The sequence below is a fragment of the Salinibacter sp. genome, from assembly GCF_036626415.1.
Taxonomy (GTDB): Bacteria; Bacteroidota; Rhodothermia; order Rhodothermales; family Salinibacteraceae; genus Salinibacter.
The window spans coordinates 16,354-41,106 of the sequence record NZ_JAZKRW010000013.1 but is presented as its reverse complement, the minus strand read 5'-3'; the positions used below and the strand labels follow the sequence as shown (position 1 = coordinate 41,106).

Annotated in this window: 22 protein-coding genes and 1 tRNA gene; 17 read left to right on the top strand and 6 right to left on the bottom strand. The window is 64.6% G+C overall.

Features of this window, described 5'->3' with window-relative positions:
• The 5 genes from V5A20_RS03185 to V5A20_RS03165 form a co-directional block, all read left to right on the top strand.
• On the top strand, nucleotides 1-447 hold a 447-nt coding region (locus V5A20_RS03185; protein WP_332314425.1), incomplete at its 5' end, for an OmpH family outer membrane protein.
• Between the two features lie 70 nt (nucleotides 448-517).
• Nucleotides 518-1,117 (top strand): OmpH family outer membrane protein, encoded by a 600-nt coding sequence (locus tag V5A20_RS03180; protein WP_332326692.1) that lies wholly within the window; start codon nucleotides 518-520, stop codon nucleotides 1,115-1,117.
• A gap of 140 nt (nucleotides 1,118-1,257) precedes the next feature.
• The gene (panB, locus tag V5A20_RS03175; protein ID WP_332326691.1) at nucleotides 1,258-2,091 is read left to right on the top strand and encodes a 3-methyl-2-oxobutanoate hydroxymethyltransferase; all 834 of its coding nucleotides are present in this window, start codon (nucleotides 1,258-1,260) and stop codon (nucleotides 2,089-2,091) included.
• A gap of 71 nt (nucleotides 2,092-2,162) precedes the next feature.
• A complete protein-coding gene (gene surE, locus V5A20_RS03170; protein ID WP_332314428.1) occupies nucleotides 2,163-2,981 on the top strand; it encodes a 5'/3'-nucleotidase SurE in 819 nt (272 codons plus the stop codon).
• 29 nt (nucleotides 2,982-3,010) lie between these two features.
• Nucleotides 3,011-3,430: a secondary thiamine-phosphate synthase enzyme YjbQ gene (locus V5A20_RS03165; protein ID WP_332314429.1), complete on the top strand. Its 420-nt coding sequence runs from the start codon at nucleotides 3,011-3,013 to the stop codon at nucleotides 3,428-3,430.
• Nucleotides 3,431-3,438: 8 nt separating this feature from the next.
• Here V5A20_RS03165 and V5A20_RS03160 read toward each other — a convergent pair whose 3' ends face one another.
• Together V5A20_RS03160 and folD are read right to left on the bottom strand one after the other, a co-directional pair.
• Complete coding sequence (locus V5A20_RS03160) at nucleotides 3,439-4,461, bottom strand: mechanosensitive ion channel family protein (RefSeq protein WP_332314430.1); 1,023 nt, start codon at nucleotides 4,459-4,461, stop codon at nucleotides 3,439-3,441.
• A 39-nt stretch (nucleotides 4,462-4,500) separates the two neighbouring features.
• A complete protein-coding gene (gene folD / locus V5A20_RS03155) occupies nucleotides 4,501-5,394 on the bottom strand; it encodes a bifunctional methylenetetrahydrofolate dehydrogenase/methenyltetrahydrofolate cyclohydrolase FolD (RefSeq protein ID WP_332314431.1) in 894 nt (297 codons plus the stop codon).
• Nucleotides 5,395-5,624: 230 nt separating this feature from the next.
• Between folD and asd the strand changes: the two genes are divergently transcribed.
• The 3 genes from asd (at nucleotide 5,625) to V5A20_RS03140 (ending at nucleotide 7,418) form a co-directional block, all read left to right on the top strand.
• Nucleotides 5,625-6,713 carry an aspartate-semialdehyde dehydrogenase gene (gene asd, locus V5A20_RS03150; protein ID WP_332314432.1) on the top strand — a complete coding sequence of 363 codons (1,089 nt, stop codon included), beginning with the start codon at nucleotides 5,625-5,627 and terminating at the stop codon, nucleotides 6,711-6,713.
• A gap of 47 nt (nucleotides 6,714-6,760) precedes the next feature.
• Entirely contained in the window at nucleotides 6,761-7,297 is a 537-nt protein-coding gene (locus V5A20_RS03145) for a GNAT family N-acetyltransferase (protein WP_332314433.1), read from the top strand.
• Between the two features lie 46 nt (nucleotides 7,298-7,343).
• Nucleotides 7,344-7,418 (top strand) — tRNA-Gly (locus V5A20_RS03140).
• A 566-nt stretch (nucleotides 7,419-7,984) separates the two neighbouring features.
• Here V5A20_RS03140 and pckA read toward each other — a convergent pair.
• Nucleotides 7,985-9,592 carry a phosphoenolpyruvate carboxykinase (ATP) gene (gene pckA, locus V5A20_RS03135; RefSeq protein ID WP_442978423.1) on the bottom strand — a complete coding sequence of 536 codons (1,608 nt, stop codon included), beginning with the start codon at nucleotides 9,590-9,592 and terminating at the stop codon, nucleotides 7,985-7,987.
• A gap of 282 nt (nucleotides 9,593-9,874) precedes the next feature.
• Between pckA and V5A20_RS03130 the strand changes: the two genes are divergently transcribed.
• The 4 genes from V5A20_RS03130 to V5A20_RS03115 all read left to right on the top strand — a co-directional run bounded on the left by V5A20_RS03130 (nucleotide 9,875) and on the right by V5A20_RS03115 (nucleotide 14,519).
• A complete protein-coding gene (locus V5A20_RS03130; RefSeq protein WP_332314435.1) occupies nucleotides 9,875-10,714 on the top strand; it encodes a hypothetical protein in 840 nt (279 codons plus the stop codon).
• Between the two features lie 118 nt (nucleotides 10,715-10,832).
• Nucleotides 10,833-12,395, top strand: coding sequence for an asparagine--tRNA ligase (locus tag V5A20_RS03125; RefSeq protein ID WP_332326689.1), 1,563 nt, complete (start codon nucleotides 10,833-10,835; stop codon nucleotides 12,393-12,395).
• Nucleotides 12,396-12,481: 86 nt separating this feature from the next.
• Nucleotides 12,482-13,690 carry a hypothetical protein gene (locus tag V5A20_RS03120; protein WP_332326688.1) on the top strand — a complete coding sequence of 403 codons (1,209 nt, stop codon included), beginning with the start codon at nucleotides 12,482-12,484 and terminating at the stop codon, nucleotides 13,688-13,690.
• 79 nt (nucleotides 13,691-13,769) lie between these two features.
• Nucleotides 13,770-14,519 carry an SIMPL domain-containing protein gene (locus V5A20_RS03115; RefSeq protein WP_332314438.1) on the top strand — a complete coding sequence of 250 codons (750 nt, stop codon included), beginning with the start codon at nucleotides 13,770-13,772 and terminating at the stop codon, nucleotides 14,517-14,519.
• Here the strand turns inward: V5A20_RS03115 and V5A20_RS03110 are convergent.
• The gene (locus V5A20_RS03110; RefSeq protein ID WP_332326687.1) at nucleotides 14,500-15,348 is read right to left on the bottom strand and encodes an alpha/beta hydrolase; all 849 of its coding nucleotides are present in this window, start codon (nucleotides 15,346-15,348) and stop codon (nucleotides 14,500-14,502) included. The genes V5A20_RS03115 and V5A20_RS03110 overlap by 20 nt on opposite strands.
• 635 nt (nucleotides 15,349-15,983) lie before the next feature.
• On the opposite strand from V5A20_RS03110, the gene secD reads away from it, so the two are divergent.
• The 4 genes from secD to V5A20_RS03090 all read left to right on the top strand — a co-directional run bounded on the left by secD (nucleotide 15,984) and on the right by V5A20_RS03090 (nucleotide 21,771).
• Nucleotides 15,984-17,948, top strand: coding sequence for a protein translocase subunit SecD (gene secD, locus V5A20_RS03105; protein WP_332326686.1), 1,965 nt, complete (start codon nucleotides 15,984-15,986; stop codon nucleotides 17,946-17,948).
• A gap of 60 nt (nucleotides 17,949-18,008) precedes the next feature.
• Complete coding sequence (secF, locus tag V5A20_RS03100; RefSeq protein WP_332314441.1) at nucleotides 18,009-18,920, top strand: protein translocase subunit SecF; 912 nt, start codon at nucleotides 18,009-18,011, stop codon at nucleotides 18,918-18,920.
• Between the two features lie 43 nt (nucleotides 18,921-18,963).
• A complete protein-coding gene (locus V5A20_RS03095) occupies nucleotides 18,964-20,283 on the top strand; it encodes an adenylosuccinate synthase (protein ID WP_332326685.1) in 1,320 nt (439 codons plus the stop codon).
• An 87-nt stretch (nucleotides 20,284-20,370) separates the two neighbouring features.
• Nucleotides 20,371-21,771, top strand: a complete 1,401-nt coding sequence (locus tag V5A20_RS03090; protein ID WP_332314443.1) for a sensor histidine kinase — start codon at nucleotides 20,371-20,373, stop codon at nucleotides 21,769-21,771.
• Here the strand turns inward: V5A20_RS03090 and V5A20_RS03085 are convergent, their stop codons facing one another.
• Nucleotides 21,772-23,037, bottom strand: a complete 1,266-nt coding sequence (locus tag V5A20_RS03085; protein ID WP_332314444.1) for a hypothetical protein — start codon at nucleotides 23,035-23,037, stop codon at nucleotides 21,772-21,774.
• Nucleotides 23,038-23,051: 14 nt separating this feature from the next.
• Nucleotides 23,052-23,906: an SAM hydrolase/SAM-dependent halogenase family protein gene (locus V5A20_RS03080; RefSeq protein WP_332326684.1), complete on the bottom strand. Its 855-nt coding sequence runs from the start codon at nucleotides 23,904-23,906 to the stop codon at nucleotides 23,052-23,054.
• 206 nt (nucleotides 23,907-24,112) lie between these two features.
• Here V5A20_RS03080 and V5A20_RS03075 point away from each other — a divergent pair, with 206 nt between their 5' ends.
• Entirely contained in the window at nucleotides 24,113-24,742 is a 630-nt protein-coding gene (locus tag V5A20_RS03075; RefSeq protein WP_332326683.1) for a GbsR/MarR family transcriptional regulator, read from the top strand.
• The last annotated feature ends 11 nt before the right edge of the window (nucleotides 24,743-24,753 follow it).

Below are 24,753 nucleotides of genomic sequence, written 5' to 3'. Positions count from 1 at the left end.
ATCTTAGAGGCGCTTCCCGAATACGCGACCGTGCAGCAAGAGCTCGATCAGCTAGAGCAGGAGTGGCGCACAGAGATTGAGAGTCAGGAGGAGAAGGTGCAGAGCCTTCGAGACGAGTATCGGGCGCGCGAGCTCCTGTACACCGACGAGGAACGCCGGCAGAAGCGGGCTGCCATTGACAAGGCGCGGAAGCGGGTAGAGCAGCTGCGACAGAAGTATTTTGGGCCGGACGGGCAGCTCTATGCCCGCCAGCGAGAGCTGATGCGTCCGATTCAGGAGCGCATTCTCGACGCCGCCGAGAAGGTTGCCACGGAGGAGGGATACGACTACGTTTTTGACAAGAGTGAAAAGGTGCTGTTCATGTATGCCCGAGACGACCACAACCTGAACAGTCAGGTGCTTCGGGCCCTTGGGATTACCCCTGGGCAGCAGTCAGGGGGGCAGTGACAAGTCGCCCTGCCCACGCACCCACGTCGCATTCATCAGAAAACTATCTTTCGGAATAGGTTCTATGGCCATGTCAACTCGAGTTACAAAGTCCTTCTCGCTTCTCCTTCTTCTCGCGGCGATGGTCGCGATGCCGGTGCAGGCCCAGAAGATTGGGTACGTCGACCAGCAGGCCGTCCTGGTGAGCATGCCGGGAATGCAGGAGGTACAGCAGGAGGTACAGCAGGAAATGAAGCGGCAGCAGCAGGAGCTGCAGCAGCAGCGACAACAGTTTCAGAAGCGCGTGAAGCAGTTCCAGCAGCAGCAGTCGCTGCTCGACGACTCTGCGCGGGCCGAGCGCCAGCGGGAGCTTCAGCAGCGCCAGCGGGAGCTCCAGCAGTCGGCCCAGCAGCGCCAACAAGAGATGCAACAGCAACGTCGCGAAATGATGCAGCCCCTGCTGGAGAAGCTTCAGGGGGCGATCGACAAGGTGGCCGCCCAGGAAGAGCTCGACATGGTCCTGCGTCGAGAGGTGCTCCTCTACGAAGATGAGACCAGCGAGCAGGTGATGGACATCACACGCAGCGTGGCGGGGGAGCTTGGCATCTCGCTCACGCAGTCTCCGGGGGAACCCTCTCCAACCCTCGATCAGAACGCGCCGCCGGCTGGTGGGGGCGGTGGGGGACAATAGCGTCTGGGCACGGGCCTCGAAGGGGCCTCGGCCGACCGGTACGGAACGACGACGAGCCGCCGGCCCGGCCGTGCGGTGAGGGGCCCTCCATGTCTTTCGGTCGGGGAGAAGCGATCTCGTCCACTTGATTTCACGACCCCATGGGTGCCGATTTTTCTCCCCCAGACGTCGCGGACGTGCCGCGCGTGACGACCGAAACGGTTCAAGAGATGAAGGAGGCTGGGGTGCCGATTGCCGTCCTCACGGCTTACGACTACACCTCGGCCCGCCTCTTGGACCAAGCCGGCGTTGACGTACTGCTCGTCGGCGATTCCGCCGCCAACGTGATGGCAGGACACGAAACCACGCTCCCGATGACCCTCGACCAGATGGTCTACCACGCACAGTGTGTGGTGCGGGGCATTGATCGGTCGCTCGTGGTCGTAGATCTTCCGTTTGGGACGTATCAGGGAGACCCGACCGAGGCCCTCGACTCGGCCATCCGGGTGATGAAGGAGGCGGGGGCCCACGCAGTGAAATTGGAAGGAGGCGCGCCGGTGGTCGAAGCCGTGGAGCGGATGGTGACGGCTGGCATTCCGGTCATGGGGCACCTCGGCCTTACGCCGCAGAGCATCTATGACTATGGCACCTACCAGGTGCGGGCTCGCGACGAGGACGAGGCCGATGAGCTTCGTGCCGACGCGAAGCGGCTCGAAGAGGCTGGATGCTTCGCCCTCGTGCTAGAAAAGATTCCCGCCGAGTTGGGGGCGGAGGTCACGGCGTCCCTCTCCATTCCAACGATCGGAATCGGAGCGGGCGACCAGACGGACGGACAGGTGCTGGTCTCCCACGACGCCCTCGGACTGTCGACGGACTTTGAGCCCCGGTTCGTGCGCCGCTATGCCCGCCTCGACGAGACCATCATCGACGCGATCGGCGAATACGTGTCGGACGTGCGGAACCGGTCGTTTCCCGACGAAGACGAGAGCTACTGATCCCCGAATGCTCCGCCGAGTGCTCAATGGCGGGGCGTCTGTCGTTCCTTCGAGTCGAAGCCTTGCCACACATGAGCAGCCCTGCGTCGGGCGACGAGCCCCGAATTCTTCTCTGTAACGACGACGGCATCCACGCCCCGGGCATCCAGTCGCTCGCGTCGGCCCTCGACGGGCTGGGCGAGCTTTTTGTCGTGGCGCCCACCACCGAGCAAAGCGCCGTGGGGCACGCCATTACGGTCCGCGACCCGATCCGCGCACACCGAGAGGAATTCGAGGTGCCCTCCGGTCCCATCCCTGCCTGGGGCGTCACCGGAACGCCCGCCGACAGCATCAAGCTCGCCTGTCACGAACTGCTCGACGCGCCGCCCGACCTGGTGGTGAGTGGCATCAATCAGGGCCCGAACACCGCCGTGAATGTGCTCTATTCGGGCACGGTGAGTGCCGCCACGGAGGCCTCAATCCTGGGAGTGGATTCAATCGCCATTTCGTTGTGTGAGTGGTCGGAGCCGCAGTTCGAAGAGGCGGGCCAGTGGGCCCGGCGCATCGTGTCGTGGGCGCTCGACCGAAGCCTGCCGCGGGGCGTGCTACTGAACGTGAACGTGCCGGCGCTGCCGGCAGAAGACATCAAAGGCATTGCGCTCACGCGCCAGGCCCGGTCCCGGTGGGAGGAAGGCTTCGAAGAACGCACCGACCCCGCCGATCGGTCCTACTACTGGCTGGCCGGCACTTTTGTGGATCTCGATGACGGCCAGGAGACGGACCTCTCGGCCATCGAGCGGGGCTACGTCTCGGTCACGCCGATCCAACACGACATGACGGCCTACGACGCGTTCGACGCGCTCGGAGATTGGAACTGGGACGAGTCCGCTAGGCCAGACGGCTCCGAGTAGCACTGCCGATTCTCACGTGTGTTCTGCTCATGGCGACGCATCAGGACCGCATTGCGCTCTCCACCGCCGGCCATCGAGATATGCACGACCTGACGGCCCCGGTGACGGACATCGTTCGCGGATCGGACATCGACGTGGGGCTTGTTCACGTCCACAACGTCGGCAGCACCGGGGCCGTCGGAACGGTCGAGTTCGAGCCGGGCCTCCAGCAGGACCTCCCAGCGAAACTCGATGAGCTCTTTCCGCCGGACGAGACCTACGCCCACGAGCAGCGCTGGCAGGACGGCAACGGCCACTCGCACCTCCAGGCCACCACGCTGAGTCCCTCCATTACCGTTCCGGTGGGCAACGGCGAGCCGATCCTCGGTACGTGGCAGCAGATCTTTCACCTCGAATGCGACGTCAAACCCCGTGAGCGGACCGTCGTGGTCACGGTGCGCGGCGACTGAGTCGATCGTCACTCCGTCGACGGCCCGTTCCCATTCGTCGGGGCAAGAAGCTTCGACCCTTGAAGGGCCTTCGCTTCGTCGAGGAACAGCTGGCGGTGGGGGAAGGGAATCTCGATGTCCGCCTCCCGAAGGGTCTCGCGCACTTTCTCCGTGTACTCCCACCGCAGCGGCACCTCCTGACTCGGGTCGCGGGTGTAAAAGCGGAGCGACAGGTTGACGCTGGAGTCGGCCATCTCCGTCACGACCACACTGGGCGCCGGGTCGGACAATACGCGATCGTCGTCTTCGAGCAGGGGCAGGAGGGCCTCCCGCGCCTCGTCGGGGAATTCCTTGTAGGCGATGCCGAAGGAAATATCGATGCGCAGCACATTCCGCTTCGTGTGGTTCATCAGCTGCTGCGTGATCATGTGTGTGTTGGGGAGCACCATGATCCGATTTCGGACCGTGCGGAGGCGGGTGGAACGGAGCGTGATCTCGTCGACCTGCCCGTACTGATCGTCGATCTCGATGTAGTCCCCCACCTGGAACGGCTTGTCGACCAGGACCGTCACGCCCGCAATGAAATTCTCCAAGGAGTCCCGCGCGGCGAACCCGGCGACGATCCCCGCAATGCCTAGTCCCCCGACGAGCACCGCGACGTTCACGCCGAGCTGGTCAAGGACCACGGTCCCGATGAAAAAGAACGACGCCACCCGGAAGGTTTTGAGCAGCAGGCTCTGTAGGCCGGGTTCGATGCTGTCGCTTCGGTCGAGGGTCTGCTCGAGCGTCAGGTACAGCGTCCTGTAGATGACGTACAGTAGCAAGAACGCCGCGAGAGACTGGAGGCCCCGCTCGGTGAGCAGCCCTATAAGGTACAGCGCCCCCGACATGAGGTGGTCGTAGAGCCCCTCCAAATTGCCATCGAGAAAGAGCCGGAGGCCGTCACTAAATGCGTTGTTGAATTGATCGGCGGCCTCGCCGACCGGGCCCGACTGGCCCGTGGTGTCCTTCTGCGTCTGGAGACGTTGAGCAATAGACTGGGGAGGCACCATGACGCCGTACAGGGGCAAGATGAAAAAGAACAGCGGGGCCTACGCCGATTCGGCCCGCAGCCGTGCCGCCTGGAGGGTGTTCTTTAGAAGCATTGCTCGGGTCATGAGCCCGACGCCCCCCGGCACCGGCGTGATTCGGCGGGCCTTGGGCCGGACCTCCTCAAAATCGACGTCGCCGACGAGCCGGTAGCCGCGGTCGGTCGACGGGTCGTCCACCCGGTTGATCCCCACGTCGATCACGACGGCGTACTCCTTCACCATGTCGGCGTCGATGAAGGCGGCCTGGCCAGCGGCGGCGACCAAGAGGTCGGCCCGGCGGGTGTGGGCGGCGAGGTCCTTCGTTCGGCTGTGGCAGACGGTGACCGTGGCGTTCGCGGTGCGACGCAGGAGCAGGTTGGCGAGGGGCTTGCCCACGATGTTGGAGCGCCCCACGATGACGGCATCCATGCTCTCCGGGTCGATGTCGGAACGGGACAGCATCTCCATGATGCCGTACGGAGTGGCCGGGATGTATCGCGGAGTGCCCCGCATCAACCGCCCCAGGTTCTCGGGGTGGAAGCCGTCCACATCCTTTGAGGGGTCTACGGCGTCGATGACGGTGCGCTCCGCAATGTGGTCGGGGAGCGGGAGTTGCACGAGGATGCCGTCGACCGACGCGTCGGCGTTCAGATCGTGCACCAGGTCCAACAGTTCGGCCTGTGACGTGTCGGCGTCGAGGTGGTGCGTTTCGGTCTCGATGCCCACCTCTGCGGCGTCCTTCTCCTTCCCGCGGACGTACGCCTCAGAGGCGGGGTTGTCCCCCACGAGAACGGCGGAGAGAAACGGGGGACGGTGGTCGTCGGTCCAGGCCTGGAGGTCGGCCTTTACCTCGTCGCGAACGGCTTGAGAGAGAGCCTGTCCGTCGAGCAGGTCGGCGTCCGAAGCGTCGGGCATGGGGGGACGAAAGGATCGGTCAGTGAGATGGCGTCGGCGTGAGGTCTGCAATCTACAAAACGACTGGGGGCCCGCAAACCACCGCGCACGAAGAATCTGGGACGATTGGGGGATCCTCTGCGGGAAGAGGAACATGCATGAAAAACACGGGGTAGCAGCCATTCGGTTGTGGCACGGTCCCCTCGAGCCCAAAAACTGCTTTTCTTCTCTGCTGAGCGATCTACAAGATCATGCACGAACACGACTATCGGGTTGGCATTCTCGGGGCCACGGGCGCCGTTGGGCAGACGTTCATTCGCCTGCTCGACGATCACCCGTGGTTCACGGTGACGGCCGTGGCGGCGTCCGAGCGATCGGCGGGGCGCCCGTACCGGGACGCGGCAAATTGGCTGAGTGGTGCCCCGATCCCCGAGTCCGTCGCGTCCCTCGAGGTCCAGTCGACCGAGCCGAAGGCCGTGGACTGTGACTTCGTGTTCTCTGCCCTCGACTCCGCCGTCGCGGGGGAGATTGAGGAGGCCTTCGCGGCGGCGGGCCTTCCGGTTGTGTCCAACGCCAAAAACTACCGGCAGCACGACCAGGTGCCGCTCCTCATTCCAGAGGTCAACCCCGGCCATCTCCCCTTGATCGACGAGCAGTCGTGGGACTCTGAGGGCTTCATCGTCACCAATCCCAACTGTTCCACCACGGGGCTCATCTGCGGGCTCCATCCGCTCATGGACGCGTTCGACCCGGAGGCGGTGCAGGTGACGATGCTGCAGGCCTTGTCTGGGGCCGGCTACCCGGGCGTGCCGTCGCTCGACGCGGTGGGCAACGTGATCCCTTACATCGGGGGGGAAGAGGAGAAGCTGGCGACCGAGCCGCGCAAGATTCTGGGTTCGCTCGACGGGGATCAGGTCGCCCCCGCAGACCTGGCCCTCAGTGCGCAATGCACACGCGTCCCGGTGCGGAACGGCCACTTGGCCTGTGCGTCCGTCCGGTTCCGCAATGATGTGCACGCCGAAGCGGTCGCCGAGGCGCTCCGCACGTTCGAGGCCCCCGCCGTGACCGAGTCGCTTCCGAGCCGGCCCGATCCGTTCGTGCAGGTGCTGGACGCGCCCGATGCTCCTCAGCCGCAGCGGCACGTGAAGGCCGGCGGCGGCATGACCGTGTCCGTGGGGCGCGTGCAAAACTGTCCCGTGAACGACGTCAAGTTTGTGCTCCTCTCGCACAACACCGTGCGTGGCGCCGCCGGGGGGGCGATCCTCAACGCCGAACTGCTGGCGTCGGAGGGCTACCTGGACCGTGCCCGTGCCGCCGTGGCGGAGCCTGCCGCCAAGTAACGCCCCTGTACTCCCTACACTCCCCACTCCCACGCCTTCCACCCCCCATGTCCTACCCCGACGTCCGACGCGCCCAGCCCGCCGATCAAGAAACCGTCGGCGACCTGTGGGTCCAGCTCCTCGACGCGCAGGACGAACTGGACAGCCGGTTTGGGGTTGCGGAGGACGCCCGGGATCGGTGGGCCAACGACTTCCCGCGGTGGCTCGACGACGAGACGTATCGTGTGTATGTGGCGGAGACCGACGGCGAGATTGTAGGGTTCGCGACGGCGCACCGCTGGGGCCCGCCGCCCATCTATGCGGAGAGCTCGGAGGTGTACCTGGATGAGATATATGTGCGCCCGGCAGATCGGCGGGGCGGGGTCGGCACGCAACTCGTAGACGCGGTCCGCGACTGGTCGGACCGGATGGGCGCGCGGCGCATCCGCCTCAGCATCCTGGCCGCCAACGACGAGGCCCAGGCCTTCTGGGCCGCCCAGGACGCCCGTCCGCTCAGCACGACGCTGACGATGGAGCAGGAGGGCGCGGCGTCCGAAGACCGGTCGGACGAGGACGACGAAGGATCAAAAAAGATCGGCTTCTGACGGAACGTGCCCAATGCGTTCTCGTCACATCACGTGACGTTTTGATGCGGGCGTAGCTCAGTGGCAGAGCATCTGCTTGCCATGCAGAAGGTCGTGGGTTCGAATCCCATCGCCCGCTCCACTTGGAAGAGTCCCTAGGCGCCTCGCCGGATATCCTCTGGCGAGGCTTTTTTGTTTGTCCAGTAGTGCCGCTCGGGTTCCCCTTCGGAATGGTGATGCTCGGGAGGGTGAAAACGAGCGATGCGAACTGCGCGTGGTGGCCCCGTGGTGGGCGAGTCGTTGCCGACGAGGGAGGACGCTTAGGGCAACTGCAGGCTGACTACAAGAACCAGCGCCAACATCCCCACCGCCAGAATCAAAAAGATCAGATCCCACCGGATCGAAATTGACGCACCGCTGGACCGATCCGCTGCGGCGTCGTCGCTAGAATGAACGGGACATCCACTCATGGGGTAGGAACGGCCTTCGGACCACACGCGGTTCGGGAATTCAGATACGGATTTCGAGGGCTCTTTCTGTTCCGTCGATTCGGCAGTTGGAGGCGGCAGGACTCCCCCTCTTCTCAAGTCGCGGCGGTGCGAGAGCGGGCCTGGGGCCCCAAGGCTGCTCTCGCACGATCTAAAGCTGCTCCCGCACGACTGTGGGGCGCAAATCTATGCCGCCCTCTGTCCTGAAGTCGGGGGCCCATCACCCATGTGCAGTCTCTAGCGACGGCCCGGCGGTTCGAACTGTTTCGCTCACGCGGCCCGCGTACGTCTCAAAGTTGTCAGCGAAGGCCTCGACCAGCGTGCGGGCGTGCCGATCGTACGCCGCGGGGTCGTCCCACGTCTGGCGCGGGGTAAGAAGAGTGGAGGGGACCCCAGGCACCCGATCTGGAATCGAGAGGCCAAATACCGGGTCGCGAGAACGGGGGACATCCGCAAGCCTATCGTCCAGGATGGCATCGACCATGGCACGCGTATGCGTCAACTCGATTCGGTGACCCTCGCCGTAGGGGCCGCCCGTCAGGCCGGTATTTACGAGCCAGCAGTCCGCGTCGTGTCGGTGTATCTTTTCGCCCAGGAGCTCGGCGTACACCGCGGGGGAGCGGACCATAAACGGCTCGCCGAAGCAGGTGCTGAAGGTGGCTTTCGGCTCGCTTACGCCCGCCTCCGTGCCGGCCACCTTGGCCGTGTAGCCGCTGAGGAAGTGGTACATCGCCTGCGCCGGGCTTAGCTCCGACACCGGCGGCAAGACGCCAAACGCATCGTACGTGAGGAAGAGGACGTGGTCCGGGTGGCCGCCCTGCCCATCCTCGGCGGCGTGGGGGAGGGCAGAGAGGGGATAGGAGCCGCGCGTGTTCTGGGTGATCGTATCGTCCGAAAAGTCCGGCTCGCGGCTCTCAGGATCCACAATGACATTCTCAAGGATCGTCCCAAACTCTTCCGTCGTGCCGTAGATCTCGGGCTCGCTCTCGGGGGTGATGTCGATCATCTTCGCGTAGCAGCCGCCCTCAAAGTTATAGACGCCCCGGTCGCTCCAGCCGTGCTCGTCGTCCCCAATCAAGGTGCGACCTGCGTCGGCGGAGAGGGTCGTCTTGCCGGTGCCGCTGAGACCGAAAAAGACGGCCGTGCTGCCGTCGTCGCTCTCGTTGGCCGAGCAGTGCATGGGCAGCACGCCCTCGTCGGGGAGGAGGTAGCTGAGCACCGAGAAGATCGACTTCTTGATTTCACCGCCGTAGTGCGTGCCGCCGATCAGGATCAGGTTCTGCTCGATGTCGACGAAGATCGCGGCTTCGGACTGCGTCCCGTCTCGCGCCGGGTCGGCCTCAAATTCGCACAGGTCGACGACCGTAAAGCTGGGTTCAAAGGAGTCCGGCACGGGCCCGTCGGGCTGTACGAACATATTGCGGGCAAACAGGCTGTGCCACGCCTTCTCGGTAATGATGCGGACGGGGAGGCGGTAGTCTTCGTCCCACCCGGCGTAGAGATCCTGCACGAAGAGGTCACGGCCTTCGGCGTGGTCGGCCATTCGCGCGTGGAGGTGATCGAAGGTCGCACGATCCGTGGGCTGGTTGACCTCGCCCCAGTTAATCTGGTCGGCCACCGAGGCATCGCGGACGATGAAGCGGTCCTTCGGGCTGCGGCCCGTGTGCGGGGTCGTACGGGTGACGAGGGGGCCGTCCGCGGCAAGCCGTCCCTCGTTGCGGGCAAGCGCCTCTTCGTAGAGACAGGGCCGCTTGAGGTTATAGCTGACGGTATCGGGGGCCAACTGGAGGGTGCCAAGGTGAGAAGACACGTGATCGGGGACGTGCATCGTGGAATCGAATTGGTCCGCGAAATTCGTTCGAGAGGGCGGCGCCTGCCAAGATCATCAAGGGGGCAAACGCAATGATCTTTGGAAGCGCTTCCGTAAAAGAGATTTCTTATTTTAATCGTTTCGGTGGAGAATTGCCATGAACAATCGGTTGGAGCGTCCGCCGATTGGAAGAAAGATCGGTCTGTAAAGTATATTTCACGTTTTCGTCGAAAAGTTCGCGCCGAGATGCCGGGTGTTCCCCACCCTCGGTTCCCCCACAGTATGTCGTCTACTGCTGGTTTGCCTGAGACGAGACTCGTGGCGGCGCTGTACCACGATCCGGCGCCGGTCGGTGTGGTCGCCGTATCGCTCTTGCTTGGAACCTATGGTCTTTTCGGTCGGCCCGTGGACCTTCCGCTGATAGTCGCGGGCTTTTGCGGCGTCACGGTGGTCTACGCCGCCGATCGAGCATGGGGGAATTCGCCCGAGGATCGGGCCAACCGACCGGAACGGGTGGCGTGGGTGCGAGCGCACCGCGACTGGCTGGCGATTGAGACGGCGGGGCTCTTCGCGCTGGGCGGGGCGATGTTGCCGTATCTGGGGCGGGAAAGTCTTTTCTGGACGGCATTGTTGGGAGGCGTGGCGGCCCTCCACGTTTGGCCATGGGGGCGAGCACGCCCCCTGCTTCGCGGCTTCGCGAAGCCGGGCGCCATCGCTGGGGCCTGGGCGGTCGGGGCGGGCGTGCTGCCCCTCGTGGAGGCCGGAGACTCGGTAGGCGCCGGGGCGCTTCTGTTTTGTGCATACCGCGCGCTCTTCATTCTGCCAAACCTGTTGCTGGCAGATTGGGCCGACCGCCAGGGCGACGCCGACGTTGGGCTCATGCCGTGGGCCTCCCGGTGGACGCTCCGCCGCACCCGGTGGGTCGCCACCGGGCTCCTTCTCACCGCGGCCCTCGGGGCCGTTGTGTGGATGGCTGTCGGAACGATGCCCCTCCTTGTGGGGATCGACGCAGGCGGGTTGGGACTGATGGGAGGGGCGGTATGGGGACTGGATCCGTCGCGGCCGAGAGGTGCATTTCTCGCCGACCTGGTCGTGGCCTGGCCGCTGGTGACTGCCCTCGCGGCGTGGATGATCGTCTGACGAAGCCCCTTCCCCAGAGGAACCTCAGCCCGTGCCGGTGTATCACGTGGACGGTGCGTGCCTTGGCCGCACGACGACCCGCCTCGACTGACTTCTCGCACCAGCTTCTCCCACACGCATGTCCGACGCCGACGCTTCTCATCCCTCTCTCAGTCCTGAGCGGGAGGGGGGCACCATCGAAGACTTCACCCGCATCGAGGACCTTGCCGACCACGTCGACGAGACGGTCACCCTGAAGGGCTGGCTTCACAACCAGCGGGGCTCCGGCGGAATCAAGTTCCTCATTCTGCGCGACGGGTCGGGCTTTGTGCAGTGTGTGGTGCCGCAAGACGCGGTGGACGCCGACAGCTGGGCCGTGGCCGACGACGTGCGCCAAGAGGCCGCGCTCGAAATTACCGGTACTGTGAGCGCCGACGAGCGGGCGCCGGGCGGATATGAGATTCAGGTGGACGCCATCGAGCGGATCGGCAAGTCCGGGGACTATCCCGTCACCCCGAAGGAGCACGGGATTGATTTCCTCATGGAGCACCGCCACTTGTGGCTCCGGAGCGAGAGCCAATGGGCCGTCATGCGCATCCGCAACCGTGTTGAGACGGCCATCCATGCGTTCTTCCAGGAGCGCGGGTTTTTGCAGACCGACGCGCCCATCCTGACGGGGAACGCCGTGGAGGGCACCTCCACGCTCTTTGACCTCGACTACTTCGACGACGAGAGCGCCTACCTCACCCAGAGCGGGCAGCTGCACGGGGAGGCGATGGCGATGGCGTACGGAAAGATCTACACGTTCGGCCCCACCTTCCGTGCCGAGAAGTCGGCCACCCGGCGCCACCTCACCGAGTTCTGGATGATCGAACCGGAGATGGCGTTCTACGACCTCGAGATGAACGCGCAACTCGCGGAGGACTTCGTGGCCCACATTGTGCAGGCGGTCCTTGCAGACTGTGAGGACGAGCTGGAGGCGCTCGGCCGCGACACGTCGGTGCTCGAGCAGGTGGAAACCCCGTTCCCCCGCATCAGCTACGACGAGGCGGTGGCGCTGCTTCGCAGCGACAAAACGGCCGAGATGATCGATGCGCGCATCGAGGCGCTCAAGGACGAGAAGGCCGAGCTTCTGGACGAGAAGGAGGAAAACCAGACGCGCCGCGGGCAGGCCAAGAAGCACGTGAAGCGCAAGATCGACGCCCGCGAGATTGAGATCAACAAGCGGGTTGACGAGATCGAGGAATCGCTCCGCAACCTGCCGGACTGGAAGGAGTCGGCCCAAACCTTCGAGTGGGGCTCCGACTTCGGCGGCGACGACGAGACGGTGCTCACCTGGCACTTCGACCGCCCGGTCATCGTCCACCGGTTCCCCGCCGAGATCAAGGCGTTTTACATGAAGCGCGACCCGGACGACGACCGCCTCGCGATGGGGATCGACGTGCTTGCGCCGGAGGGCTACGGCGAGATCATCGGCGGGGGCGAGCGGGCGACCGACCTCGACTTCCTGAAGGAGCAGATCGAGGCGCACGACCTGCCGGAGGAGGTGTTCGACTGGTACCTCGATCTCCGCACGTTCGGCTCGGTGCCCCACAGCGGCTTCGGACTGGGGCTGGAGCGGACCGTTTCCTGGATCACCGGGCGCGACCATGTCCGCGAGACGATTCCCTTCCCCCGCACGATCGCACGCCTGCATCCGTAGGGACACCGGCGGTGTGGTGTGTTACCTACGATCAAAACGGAGCGGCTAAAGGGATGCGTCGGCTTCCCCAAACACCGTTCCGTTCCATGCAACCCATACACAACGCTGTCCTCGCAGCCGCGGGGATCGCGCTCGTTCTTCTCGGAGTCGGCAGTTTGCGTCCGGCGTCCGCACAGCTGCTCCAGACCGCCTATGACTTTCAGACTGTACAGCCCCATCCTTCCGTCCATGCGTTGGGGAACGCCACTGTAGCGGTCCGCGGCTATCCGGGGGCCATCGGTGTCAATCCGGCCACAATTGGGGCGGAAGAGGCCGTCCGGGTCGGCAGCAACATCAATCTGAGCCGGGGCCCGGCGTACAGCTCGCCCTGGTTTCGCTCGGGGTTTTGGATTGCGGCACCTACGGCGACGATGAAGAGGGGGCCTTGGGCCGGAGGCGTTCAGGTCAAGCATTTCTCGCGGGGAACCACCGAGATCCGAAACGCGCAGGGCGAACGTGTTTTCTTCGGAAGTGCCTTTGAGCAGTCCATCAAGCTCACAGGGGCCTACGACGTGACCTCCAGTGTCACCGTGGGAGGAGGTGTCAATCTCATTCGGAGCCGTGGAGTGTACGGGGATGGGGAGAACGTGGAAACGCACCCCACGGCCGATCTGGGCGTGCAGTATCACACACAATCAGAGCAGGGGTCCGTCACGCTCCGGCCGTCGCTCGGGCTCTCCCTTACCGATTTTGGCGGGACCGTCTCGGTTGAAAATCGGCCCGGCGACCTCGCCGCGCCGACCACGATCCGGGGCGGCGGGGCCCTTCAAATTTCTTCCCAGTCCAGGCAGTTTGGCCGTCCCGAGTGGCGGGTCGGGCTCTACGGAGCGCTCTCGAATCGGCTGGTGAGCGGCGAGTTTGTGGAGGAAAACGGGGAGGAGTACTTCGAGGCCGATGGGCCCTTCAAAGCGCTGTTTGCCGGTTGGGGCTCTACGACTGGTGTGTTTCGATCTCGTGGAGAGCAGGCAGAGGTGAGTCCGTGGGAGCGAATCACGAAGCATGCCGGACTGGAACTGAGTATTTTGGATCTCCTGTCGGTCCGCCTGGGGCGCTTTCACGAGAGTGACGACAACGGGGGGCGACAGTACACTGCACTTGGGATTGGGGTGGACGCCTATTACGTATCGCTGGATGCGTCCTGGGACTTTCGGGACGGGCCGGTCGACCAGCTCTCGTACGGTCGCCTCACCGTCCGCATCCCCCTCTCCGACAGCCCCCGCAACTTCTGGCCGGCCCTGCTCGGCGGCGTAGACTGAGCGCCCTCATACGAATCCTCGCGGGGCGACCGTTTACAGGGTGCCCTGAGTCTCCTCATCGACCGATGCCTCTTCTGTCATGGCCCACCGTGTCTGGATGTCTGCAACCGTCGTGGTCATTCTTCTTGGGTCCCTCCTCGCCGTCGGCCCGGCCGCCGCTCAGAACAACGACCGGTCGACGGTGTCGGTGAGCGGGGAGGGCACCGTCACCGTCCCGCCGGACCAGGCCCGGGTGCGCTTTGGGGTGGTGACGCGGGCCGAGACCGCCAGGGAGGCCCGGTCCCAGAACGCGACGGCAGCCCAAACCGCGATGAATGCGGTGCGCGCCCTGGACGTCCCCGAAGAGAAGATGCGAATGGAGAGCCTGCGCCTCCAACCGCAGTATGAGTACAATGATGAAGAGAACCGGCGCGAGCTCGTGGGCTACAGGGCGACGCGCCAGGTCGTCGTGGAGCTCGACCGACTCGAAGTGTTGCCCCAGCTCGTGGCCGATGTCGTAGAGGGGGGCGCGAATCAGCTCGACGGCATCGACTACCAGCTTCGTGACCGGTCGCAGGTGCGCAACGACGCGTTGCGGAAGGCCGCCCAGGCGGCAGCGGAAAAGGCCCGGCTGCTGGCCGAGACGCTCGGGGAGGACCTCGGCGCCGCGCACACCATTAGCGAGCAGAACGTCGATCGCGTGCGTCCGCAGCCGCGGATGGCACAGACGGAAATGGCGAAGGCCAGTGATGCTGCCCAGGCGGAGCCGGAGGCGTATGCCGCCGGAGAGATCGAAGTCTCAGCCCGGGTGCAGGTGATCTTCGACCTCGTCACGGACGCGGACCGGTAAACATCCGGTCTGCCAGCCACGTCCCGAGATCGCGCAGCACCACGTCCTGCTCCGGCTCGTTGAAGGTCTCGTGGTAGAGGCCGTCGTACAGGTGTAGTGTCTTGTCGGGGGCGGCGGCGCGGTCGTAGAGCCGTCGGCTCCAGGCCGGGGGGACGAGTGGATCGGCCGTGCCGTGCAGGACGAGAAATGGTGTTTTGAGCTCGTGGAGGCGCCCCTGGGCTGTGCTGCCGGCCCGCAAGAGCTCGGCGCCGGTGCGGGCGAGGGTGCGGCCGTGATAGTTGAGGGGGTCGTTCATCGCCTCCTCGACGACCGATGCATCCCGCGAGATGGATCCCTGGGGGGAGCGCACGGTTGGCAGGGTGGGAAGAAAGTGGCCCAAGACCTGGGCCGCACGGCGGAGGAGGGGGGCAAGGTCGGGGTTGACCTCAATGGCTGGAGCACTGAGCAGGAGGCCGCGGAGGTCGGGCTGTCGGTGTAAGACGTACAGCAGCGCGGCAAGCCCGCCCATGCTGTGCCCGAAGAGAAACACCGGCACGTCTTTCGGCGGGGCGACGTGGAGCCGAAACGCGTCGAGGTCGGCAAGGTATTGCTCGAACCGCTCGATGTAGGCCCGTCGCCCGTCGGATCGCCCGTGGCCCCGCTGGTCGTAGGCGTGCACGGCGGCCCCCTGTTTCACGAGGGCCTCCGCGACGTGGTCGTACCGCCCGCAGTGCTCGGCGTAGCCGTGGATCAGGAGGACATGCGCCTCCGGAGGGGAGGCTGGCGTCCAGTGCCGCGTCGCCAGCGTGAGTCCATCGTGGGTCTGGAAAGTGCCTGGAGGGGAGGACATGGGAGAGCGGTGTCGAAGGGGGACCGGAGAGGCAGTGAGTTGGAACACAGGAAAGGGCTCGGCGCGCAAAGGACCCCGAGAAGGCGTATAGCCGGACGGGTGAAACCCCCAACAATTTGAGAACAGGAAAGAGGTGCAGCATCCAGTGGGGAAACAATTCCGCCAATCCCGTTATTTCTAGCAACCGTCAACTCTAAACCGGACGGCGACGGCTCCCCTTATGCACCCTTCCTGTTCCTACCGATCCAGCCAAGCGCTCTTCGCGCTGTTGATCCGGGGGCTCGTCCGACTTGTCCAGCGGTTCTCACAGTGGGCGGTGTCCAAGGGCCGACGGGCACGACAAGAACAGCAGCCCATCTGGGCCCCCCTTCGTCCGCAGTCTCGGATTCTGAAGGACCCACCGGCGGAGCGAGCCGTTCTCCTTCCCCTCCAGGCACGACGGTTGGCCCGTGTTTTGGTTGCCTCCCGCCCGCTGGGCCCTTAGCGTCGTGCCCTCGTCTTTTTGCCCGTGGGGATTCATCCCGGCGGGGCAGTCTCCAGGAGGGATGAGCGAGGCCCGCATGGATGATCGCGTCGACTCGACGTACGGGCCTCTCTTCCAGGTTGGTTCTATTTGAATCGAACGCACGTCTTCTATGCAGGGGAACGGCTTTAAAGTTGGACTTACAATTTTCTTCGTTGGGCTGTGCGGGTTCTACCTCTTTCCCTCGGTACAGAACCTGTATGTCGGCTACAAAATGAACAACATGGCCGCGGAGGAGCGGGCGGAGTACCAGGAGGAGAACCGCCAGTGGCTTCAGCAGGTGGACGAGAATTCCCTCAACCTGGGGCTCGACCTCCAAGGGGGCATGCACGTGACGCTGGAGGTGGAGATTGCGAATCTCCTCGACCAGCTGGCGGTCAACAAGGACGAGGCGTTCCAGCAGGCCCTTCAGGTCGCCCAGCAGCGGGCGGAAGAGGAAAATGTGTCGGTCGTGGACGCGTTCGTTGACGAGTTTGAAGCGGCAAACCCGGACGGTCGCCTTTCTCGTTATTTCCGTGATCAGGGGGAGGAAATCACGCGGCGCTCCTCGAACGGAGAGGTGCAAGAGTATCTTCAAGGCCAAGCGGACAGTGCCGTCCAGAACGGAATTCAAGTGGTTCGCAATCGCGTCAACCAGTACGGGGTCACGGAGCCGGCCATTCAGCGGCAAGGAGATGAGCGGATTGTGGTGGAGCTTCCGGGGGTAAGCAACCGGGAGCGCGTGCGGGACCTGCTCGAAAGCGCGTCGCAGCTCACCTTTCACCTGATGGCGAATCCCCAGCAACTGAGCAATTCGGTGCAGCGCATCATCGAACACTACGAGCCGACGGCGGAAGATTCTGCACGCATCGCGGAGGCCCAGGCCGCCGACACGGCCGCAGCCGAAGCCTCGTCGGACACCTCCGAAGTGACGGAGGGCACCGAGCTGACGGCGGCCTCGGGGCAAGAGGCGTCGTCCGGCAGTCAGCAGGGAACGGCCCTCACGGAACCCGGAGCAGGCGCGCAGGCGGGGCCCCAGAACTCGCTTCTGGCCGTGATGCAACCCATGCCGGGCCAGGACCAGCCGATCATCGGACGGGCCTTTGCGTCCGACACGTCGCGGGTCAATGAGCTTCTCGGGGATCCGTCGGTCCAGAAGATGTTTCCCCCGGGCATAGAGCCCATGTGGACGGCCAGTCCCGTATTGACGACCGAGGACGGACGGGAGGCGTTTCACCTCCTGGCCGTTCGGTCGGAGCCAGAGCTCACCGGAGAGGTGGTAACGGAGGCCTCCGTGCAGTTTGACCGTCAGACCAACGAGCCGAAAGTCTCCATCACGATGAACTCGGACGGGGCCCGGCGATGGGATCGGATCACCGCCGCGAACATCGGGAATCGGGTGTCGATCGTCCTGGACAACATCGTCTATTCAAGCCCGAACATTCAATCCCGAATTTCGGGGGGACGTACAGAAATTACGGGCCTGGAGTCGCGGCAGGAGGCTTCGGACATCGTTACCGTCTTGCAGTCCGGACGGCTTCAGACGGACCTGAACATCATTTCGGAGCGCACGGTGGGGCCGAGCCTCGGGGAGGAGTCCACGCGGGCCGGCTTTATCTCGGTCGTGTCCGGGTTTTTGCTGGTCGTGCTCTTCATGATCATGTACTATCGCACGGCCGGGGTGGTGGCCGACGTTGCGCTACTGCTGAACCTGATTCTCATCATGGGCATTCTCGCGGGCTTCGGGGCCACCCTGACCCTGCCGGGCATCGCCGGGATTGTGCTCACGATCGGTATGGCCGTGGACGCCAATGTGCTCATTTACGACCGGGTGCGGGAAGAGCAGGCCACCGGGAAGACCCTCCGCGCCGCCATCAACGCCGGGTACGAGCAGTCCCTGAGCGCCATCCTTGACGCCAACATCACGACCTTCTTCGTGGGCGTCATTCTGTACTCCTTCGGCGTTGGCCCGATCAAAGGCTTCGCCGTCACCCTTATGGCCGGGATTCTCGCCTCCCTCTTTACGGCCATCATCGTGACCCGCATCATCTTCGACTACCTGGTCGAGGAGCGCCGGATGCAGGTGAGCTACGGGTAGCACCCCGGTTCCACATCGGACTGTCATTACGACGGGACTTTTCCTCAACGACGGATTACCATGCGTCTTTTCGAGAACGCCGACTACAGTATTATCCCGAACCGCCGCATCGGCTACATCATTTCGGGGACGCTGTTGACCATCAGCATTTTGTCGCTGCTCACGAAGGGGCTCGCCCTCGGCATTGACTTTCGCGGCGGAATGGAATTCGTTGTGGGCAACACTACGGATCTGAACACTGTCGACGTCCGCTCTGCGCTCACGGAGTCGTTTGAGGAGGAACCGGAGGTCAAGCGGTTTGGGGACACGGGACACCTGGTTCGGATTTCCGGGGACGGCGACATCACGTCCATGGAGAATGAGCTTTTGGCGGCCCTCAACGGCCAATTCTCGGGCCGCGACATTGCCATTGAAAGCACCAACGTGGTGGGGCCGCGCTTCGCGGAAGACTTAAAGCGCGGGGCGATCTACGCCGTGCTGGGGGCTCTCCTCGTCGTGTTCCTCTACATTATGGTCCGCTTCGAGTGGCGCTACAGCCTCGGGGCCGTGGCGGCCCTGGTGCACGACGTGACGATTACGCTCGGCATCTTTTCGGTGCTGGCCGGCATCGCGCCGTTCTCTGTCCAGATCGATCAGTCCCTCATCGCCGCGTTCCTCACGATTGTGGGATATTCGCTCAACGACACGGTCGTGGTCTTCGACCGCGTGCGGGAGTACGTCAATCTGTTTAAGACCGAGGCCTTCGACGAGATCGTCAACCGGTCGATCAACGCGACGCTAAGTCGTACCGTTGTCACATCGGTAACCACCCTCATCGTGGTCACGATTCTCTTTCTCTTCGGGGGCGAAGTGCTGCGTGGCTTCTCGTTTGCCCTTATCATCGGGGTGATAATCGGGACCTATTCGTCGATCTTCGTTGCCTCCCCGACAATCGTGGAACTCAACCGCCGCCTCGAAAAAAGCGCGGCGTAGCGCGGGCGCAAACTCCTTTCTTGTTCATTCGACGACGTGTGCCATGCCGGTATCTATCGTAATTGGAAGCCAGTGGGGCGACGAGGGCAAGGGGAAAATCGTGGACCTCCTGAGCCCGGACGTCGACATTGTGGCCCGCTACCAGGGCGGCGCCAACGCCGGCCACACCATTGTGTGGGACGAAGAGGGAGAGACCGAAGAGTTTGTCCTCCACCTCGTGCCGAGCGGCATCTTCCACGAAGGGGTGACCTGCGTCATCGGGAACGGCGTGGTGCTGGACCCGAAGGCGGTGCTGGAGGAGATCGAGAAGATTAAGTCTTTGGGCATTGACGTGGAGGGGCGGCTGAAGATCTCCCACAACGCCCACCTCATCATGCCGTACCACAAGGCGATCGAGGCGGCCCAAGAGGAGGAGCGAGCGTCCGCCTCGGACGACGACGAAATCGGAACCACCGGGCGTGGGATCGGGCCTGCATACACGGACAAGTTTGCTCGCACCGGCATCCGGGTCGTGGACCTGCTCGACGAGGAGGTGCTCCGCCGGAAGCTCCGCCGTTCGATCGAAGAAAAGAACGCCATTCTGCGAGACGTCTACGACGTTGAGGCGTTGGATGTCGACCGCATCGTGGAGGAGTATGTGGAGTTCGATCAGAAAATCGACGACTACGTCACCGACACTTCCGCGTATCTCAACAATGCCCTCGACGATGGGGCCCGCGTGCTGGCCGAAGGGGCGCAGGGATCGCTCCTCGACGTTGACTTTGGCAGCTACCCGTACGTTACCTCCAGCCACCCCACGGCCGGCGGGTGCTGCACTGGGCTCGGCGTCTCGCCCACCGAAATTGACCGCGTACTGGGCATCGCGAAGGCGTATTGCACGCGCGTCGGCAACGGACCCTTCCCCACGGAGCTCGAGGGAGAGGTGGGGGAGGCCCTGCGAGAGAAGGGCGGCGAATTCGGGGCCACGACGGGCCGCCCCCGACGATGTGGCTGGCTCGACCTCGTGGCCCTGAAGTACACCTGCATGGTCAACGGCTTTAACGAGCTGGCCCTTACCAAGCTCGACGTCCTCTCGGGCATGGACGAGCTGAAGGTGTGCACGCAGTATCGGTACGACGGCAAGACCACCGAGCGCTTCCCGAGTGAGCCCCAAAATTTGACCCGTGTGGAGCCTCAGTACCACACCCTGCCTGGGTGGGAGGCCGACATTTCTGGCGTGCGCCACGTCAACGACCTCCCAGGAGAAGCGCAAGAGTACCTTGCCTTCATCGAAGACCATCTCGGTGTCGAGATCGGGCTGGTCTCGAACGGGCCGCGTCGCAGTCAGATCATCACGGACGTGCAGCCGATGGCTGCGGCCTAGGCCTTCCGCCCGCCCGGTGGAGCTCCCCGCAGGGCCGCGAATGCATTCCCAGCGGGTGCCCGCACACCTGTACAACCCGGCGATGCCATGGACGCCTATCGGTGGTCGGTCCAGCTCAAGCTTGGGCTTATCGTCTTTGCCGTCGGGATTGCCGTGGCGTCCCTCTGGTACACCCAGCGGCTCGTCGACCGGTTGCAGGAGCGCGAGCAGGCCGTCATCCAGCTTTGGGCCGACGCCCTAGAACAGGTGGTGCAGACCCAGCAGGCGGCAAATCCCCACCGGGAAGAGTTTCGTCGGCTCGACGCGCTTCTGCGATCTCTGGAGACGCGGCCCCCCGGCGACACCCTTTCGGCACAGCGCCTGGACGCCCTGCAGGAGGCGGTCGATTGGGCGCAGGCCATGCCGCCCACGCGGGAGTTCAACTTCATCCTGAATGAGATCCTGCAGCCGGACCAGTTCGAGGTGCCGGCCATCATTACCGACTCGACGCGCCGCCGCCCGCTGAGCTGGCAGAACGTCGGGGTGCCGGACACCGCCGCCGCGCTCTCGATGGACGACTCTGCAGAGGTGCGGGCACAGCTGCGGGACAAGCTGGACGACATGCGGTCGGCCTTCGAGCCCATCCCGGTCCGGATCGACGTGTCCGATGCCCCCGAAAGAGAGAGAGACGCTTCGAGGGGCCAACTTACGCAGTACGTGTTCTACGACGAGTCGGCCCTCATCACGGAGCTGCGCATCTTTCCGTGGGTGCAACTGGTGTTCGTGGGGCTGTTTGTGATGGTGGGCTACCTCGGCTTCTCCTACATCCGCCGCAGCGAGCAGAGCAGCCTCTGGATGGGGATGGCCCGAGAGGCAGCCCACCAGCTCGGGACCCCATTGTCCAGCCTCCTGGGGTGGATCCAGATGCTGCGCACTCCCGATCTTCCGGACGAGCAGCGCAAGCGGGCGCTGACGGAGATCGAAAACGACGTGGAGCGGCTCCAGCGCGTCGCGGATCGGTTTTCGGACATCGGGTCACAGCCCAAGCTCGAGCGCTGCGACCTGGTGCCCATCATTGAACAGACGGCCCGCTACCTTCGCCGGCGCATCCCGCAGCAGGGCCAATCCATTGCGCTCACCGCGGACCTGCCCGAGCGGCTCCCCGCCGAGGCCAACGAAGAGCTCTTTGCTTGGGTGCTCGAAAACCTTCTCAAGAACGCCCTCGACGCGATCGAAGACGACGAGGGACAAATTGCGATCACGGCCTGGAAAGAGGAGGCCCAGGTCTTCATCGAGGTGGAAGACACGGGGCGGGGCATTGAGGGGCAGCAGTGGAATAACATTTTTCGGCCCGGGTACAGCACCAAAAAGCGAGGCTGGGGCCTGGGGCTCAGCCTCGCGCGTCGCGTCGTTGAGAGCTACCACGGCGGGCGTCTCGAACTCGTGTCGTCGACAGTCGGGGAGGGATCAATCTTCCGCATCGAAGTCCCGGCGGTCGATACGGCGTAGCTACGGCTGCACCCGCGTCCGGAGCGAATCGGGGGAGAAGGCAGGCGACACGACGACAAAAATGTTGGCCCGGTCGCGCCATAGGAGCCCCGCTTCGGAGGACTGGTCGTCGGCAATGAGGCGGTCGCGCTGGGCCAGTTGGGCACGAATCTGCGTGTCGAGGGTCGTGGCATCGTCAAGTCGGTCGACGAGGGCGTAGCTGTACACGAACGCAGCGATGCGGGAGCCGCCCTCCGCGTCTACGTACAACACGACAGGGATTTCGATGTCGTCGGCCGTCCGGAGGCGGCCGACGCCCTGCAAGCGCGCTCCGTCGATGGTGGGCAGCTGCACTTGACGGCCCCACGTCGAGTCCAGATACGCCTCCGCCTCGGCCCCCTCATCGATTGCCCGTTCGGCCGTTACGGCCCCGGCCTGCTCCGCGGAAAAATCGACGAGGCCGGGAGGGGAGGCCGAAGAGGGGAGCGACGATTCGTCTGTCAAGTACGACACCCCAAGCCCGCCCGCCAGCACGAGGCCGCCCACCAACAGGACGAACAGCAGGGTTCGGGGCTGGGGCCGGGCGGGGTGCCAGTCGGATTGGCCCTGGGTCGCGTCGGCCGATGGTTCGGGGGCTGAGTCCGGGGCTGGCTCGCTTGCCTCCGGGGAGGGAGAAGAGGACCGCAGGGTTGCGCGGAGGCGAGCACGGAGCGAACTGGGCACCGGCGCGAACCGGTACTCGAGCGTGTCCCGCAGCGCTTCTCGCAGTTCCGCGTCGGAGAGCGTCTCGTCGATGAGGGCCGCTTCCGGAGCCGACAAGACTGCCTGCAGCTGATCCCGCACGAGGGCGGACGGGTCGGAGAGGTCCTTGTCGAGTCGGTCGCGCAGGCGGCCCAGGCCCGCCGGGGCGGCGGCCCGGGTGGCCCCGAGGGCGAGGACAAATCGTTCTGTAGCCGAGCAGGTCGCGAGGACGACGGGCAGGGTGTTCTGGACGAGGCGTTCCGCGACCTCGCGGCGGAGCGCGTCCGCGGAAGGCGGGGCGGTGTCGGGCGTCGCTGGGGGGCTCGTCTGGGGCCCTTCGTCCGGGGCCTCTTCCAGCAGCAAGGCGAGCCAGTCGTCCATCGCCTCGGGCCGCTCGTCCGGAGGTGCCTCCGTCGCCTGCTCATACACTCGGACGAGGAGGGAGGCGGCAGCCTCTTCGCCGACCAGCATACAGGCCAGCGGGTAGAGGGTCTCCAGGTGCTTCAAGGGGGACGGCGGGTCCGGGGAGGTGGAGGCGAGGGCCATAGGAAGCCCAAGGACTACTTGGAGGACTCCTCAAAGACGATTTTCACGGAATCGCCCTTTCGTATGTCCAGCAGTTCGGCGCCGTTCCCCCCGTTGGCGGCAATCTCCAGGTAGCCCGTGCTTCCAAAAAGCAGGAGCGGGTCGCCTTCCGAGACGGCTCCGTACGTGGGATGGAGTGCTTGCAGGGTGGTGTTGCCCGCGTAGGCCTTCAGGGGAGGGAAGGCGTCGAGCGGCGGATTCGTGTCGTCCAGGCCGGCGGCATCGCCCAGTGCTGGGCGCCGGATGTTCGTGATGCAGTTGCCGAAATGATCCACGTGCACCACCCAGCCCTGCACCGTCCGGTCGGCCGTCGACGGCCGGGCCCACCGGAGCGGCTCGAGCGTGTCGATCGACGTGCCGAGGGCGTCCACGGCCCGTCCGTCGGCGAGGTGGGCCGCAGCGGGAGCGAAAATGTCGCGCCCGTGAAACGTCGTGCTCGGCGACGCGTCCCGCCAGAAGGCCGGGTCGTCAAGTTCCACGAGGGCGTCCGGCGTCGTCTGGTCCAGCACGAGCGGAAAGACCCCGTTGTCGGGCCCCACGAACCATTGCCCTTCGGCCCGGAGGGCCACGGCGCGCCGCTCGGTGCCCACGCCCGGATCGACCACCACCAGGTGCACGGCTCCGTCGGGGAAGTAGGGACGGGCCGAGCGCAACACGAAGGCGGCCTCCATCACGTCCTGGGGGCTGATCGCGTGGGTCACGTCCACGAGGCGTGCGTCCGAGCAGATCGAGAGCATGACCCCCTTCATCGCCGGCACGTACCCGTCCTCGGTGCCGAAGTCAGTCGTCATTGTGACAATGGGCGGCGAAGGCCTGGCGGGGGAAGGCATGAACCTGATGAGGTGGTGTGAAAGAGGGCTCTGTCGACCGGGCGGAGGGCGGGGTGCATCCACCCCGTTTGTGAGTGTACAAACCGCGGGCCGCGATGTATAGGGCCGGTCTGCCCGAGAGAAACAATTCGGAGGGATTTAGGAGTAGAGGCATCGTGTCCAGCCTCACTGCTCGAAGCACCGGCCCCAACAGTGCCCCTCCAGCGATGTCGTCCTCTGACGCTTCTAGGCCGGATCCCTTGGACGTCGACCGCGGGTCCAGGGCCCAAGCTGCCATTGATCGGTTCGTGTCCCTGTGGGGGGAGATGGCGTCCACATGGGGAATCAACCGCACCATGGCAAGGATCCACGCGCTGCTGTACTGCGCGGAGCAGCCCCTCAACACCGACGAGATTATGGAGCAGCTCGACGTGAGTCGGGGCAACGCAAACATGAACCTCCGGTCGCTCGTCGATTGGAACCTCGTGGACAAGACGGCCCGCCCCGACTCTCGCAAAGACTACTACCGGGCAGAGACCGACGTGTGGCAGATCACCGCCCGCATCATCGAAGAACGCCAGCACCGAGAGGTCCATCCGGTCCGGTCGCGCCTCCAAGAGTGTGCCGATCTGTTGGTTGAGGACAACGAATCCGCAGAGGACCGTCCGGAGCCCGAACGGGTACTCCATCGGCGGTTCGCCAACCTCATCGACCTGATGAAGGTGCTCGAAGGCGTTTCTGAGGCCCTTCTGCCCCTTGTCCGCAACAACAATGTCGACCAGATCGAGCAGTTGCTCGATCTGGCGCTCCAGCTGGGCGAGCCCGAGAATGACGCCTCTCCCTCCGACTCCTCCTGACGAGAGCTCTC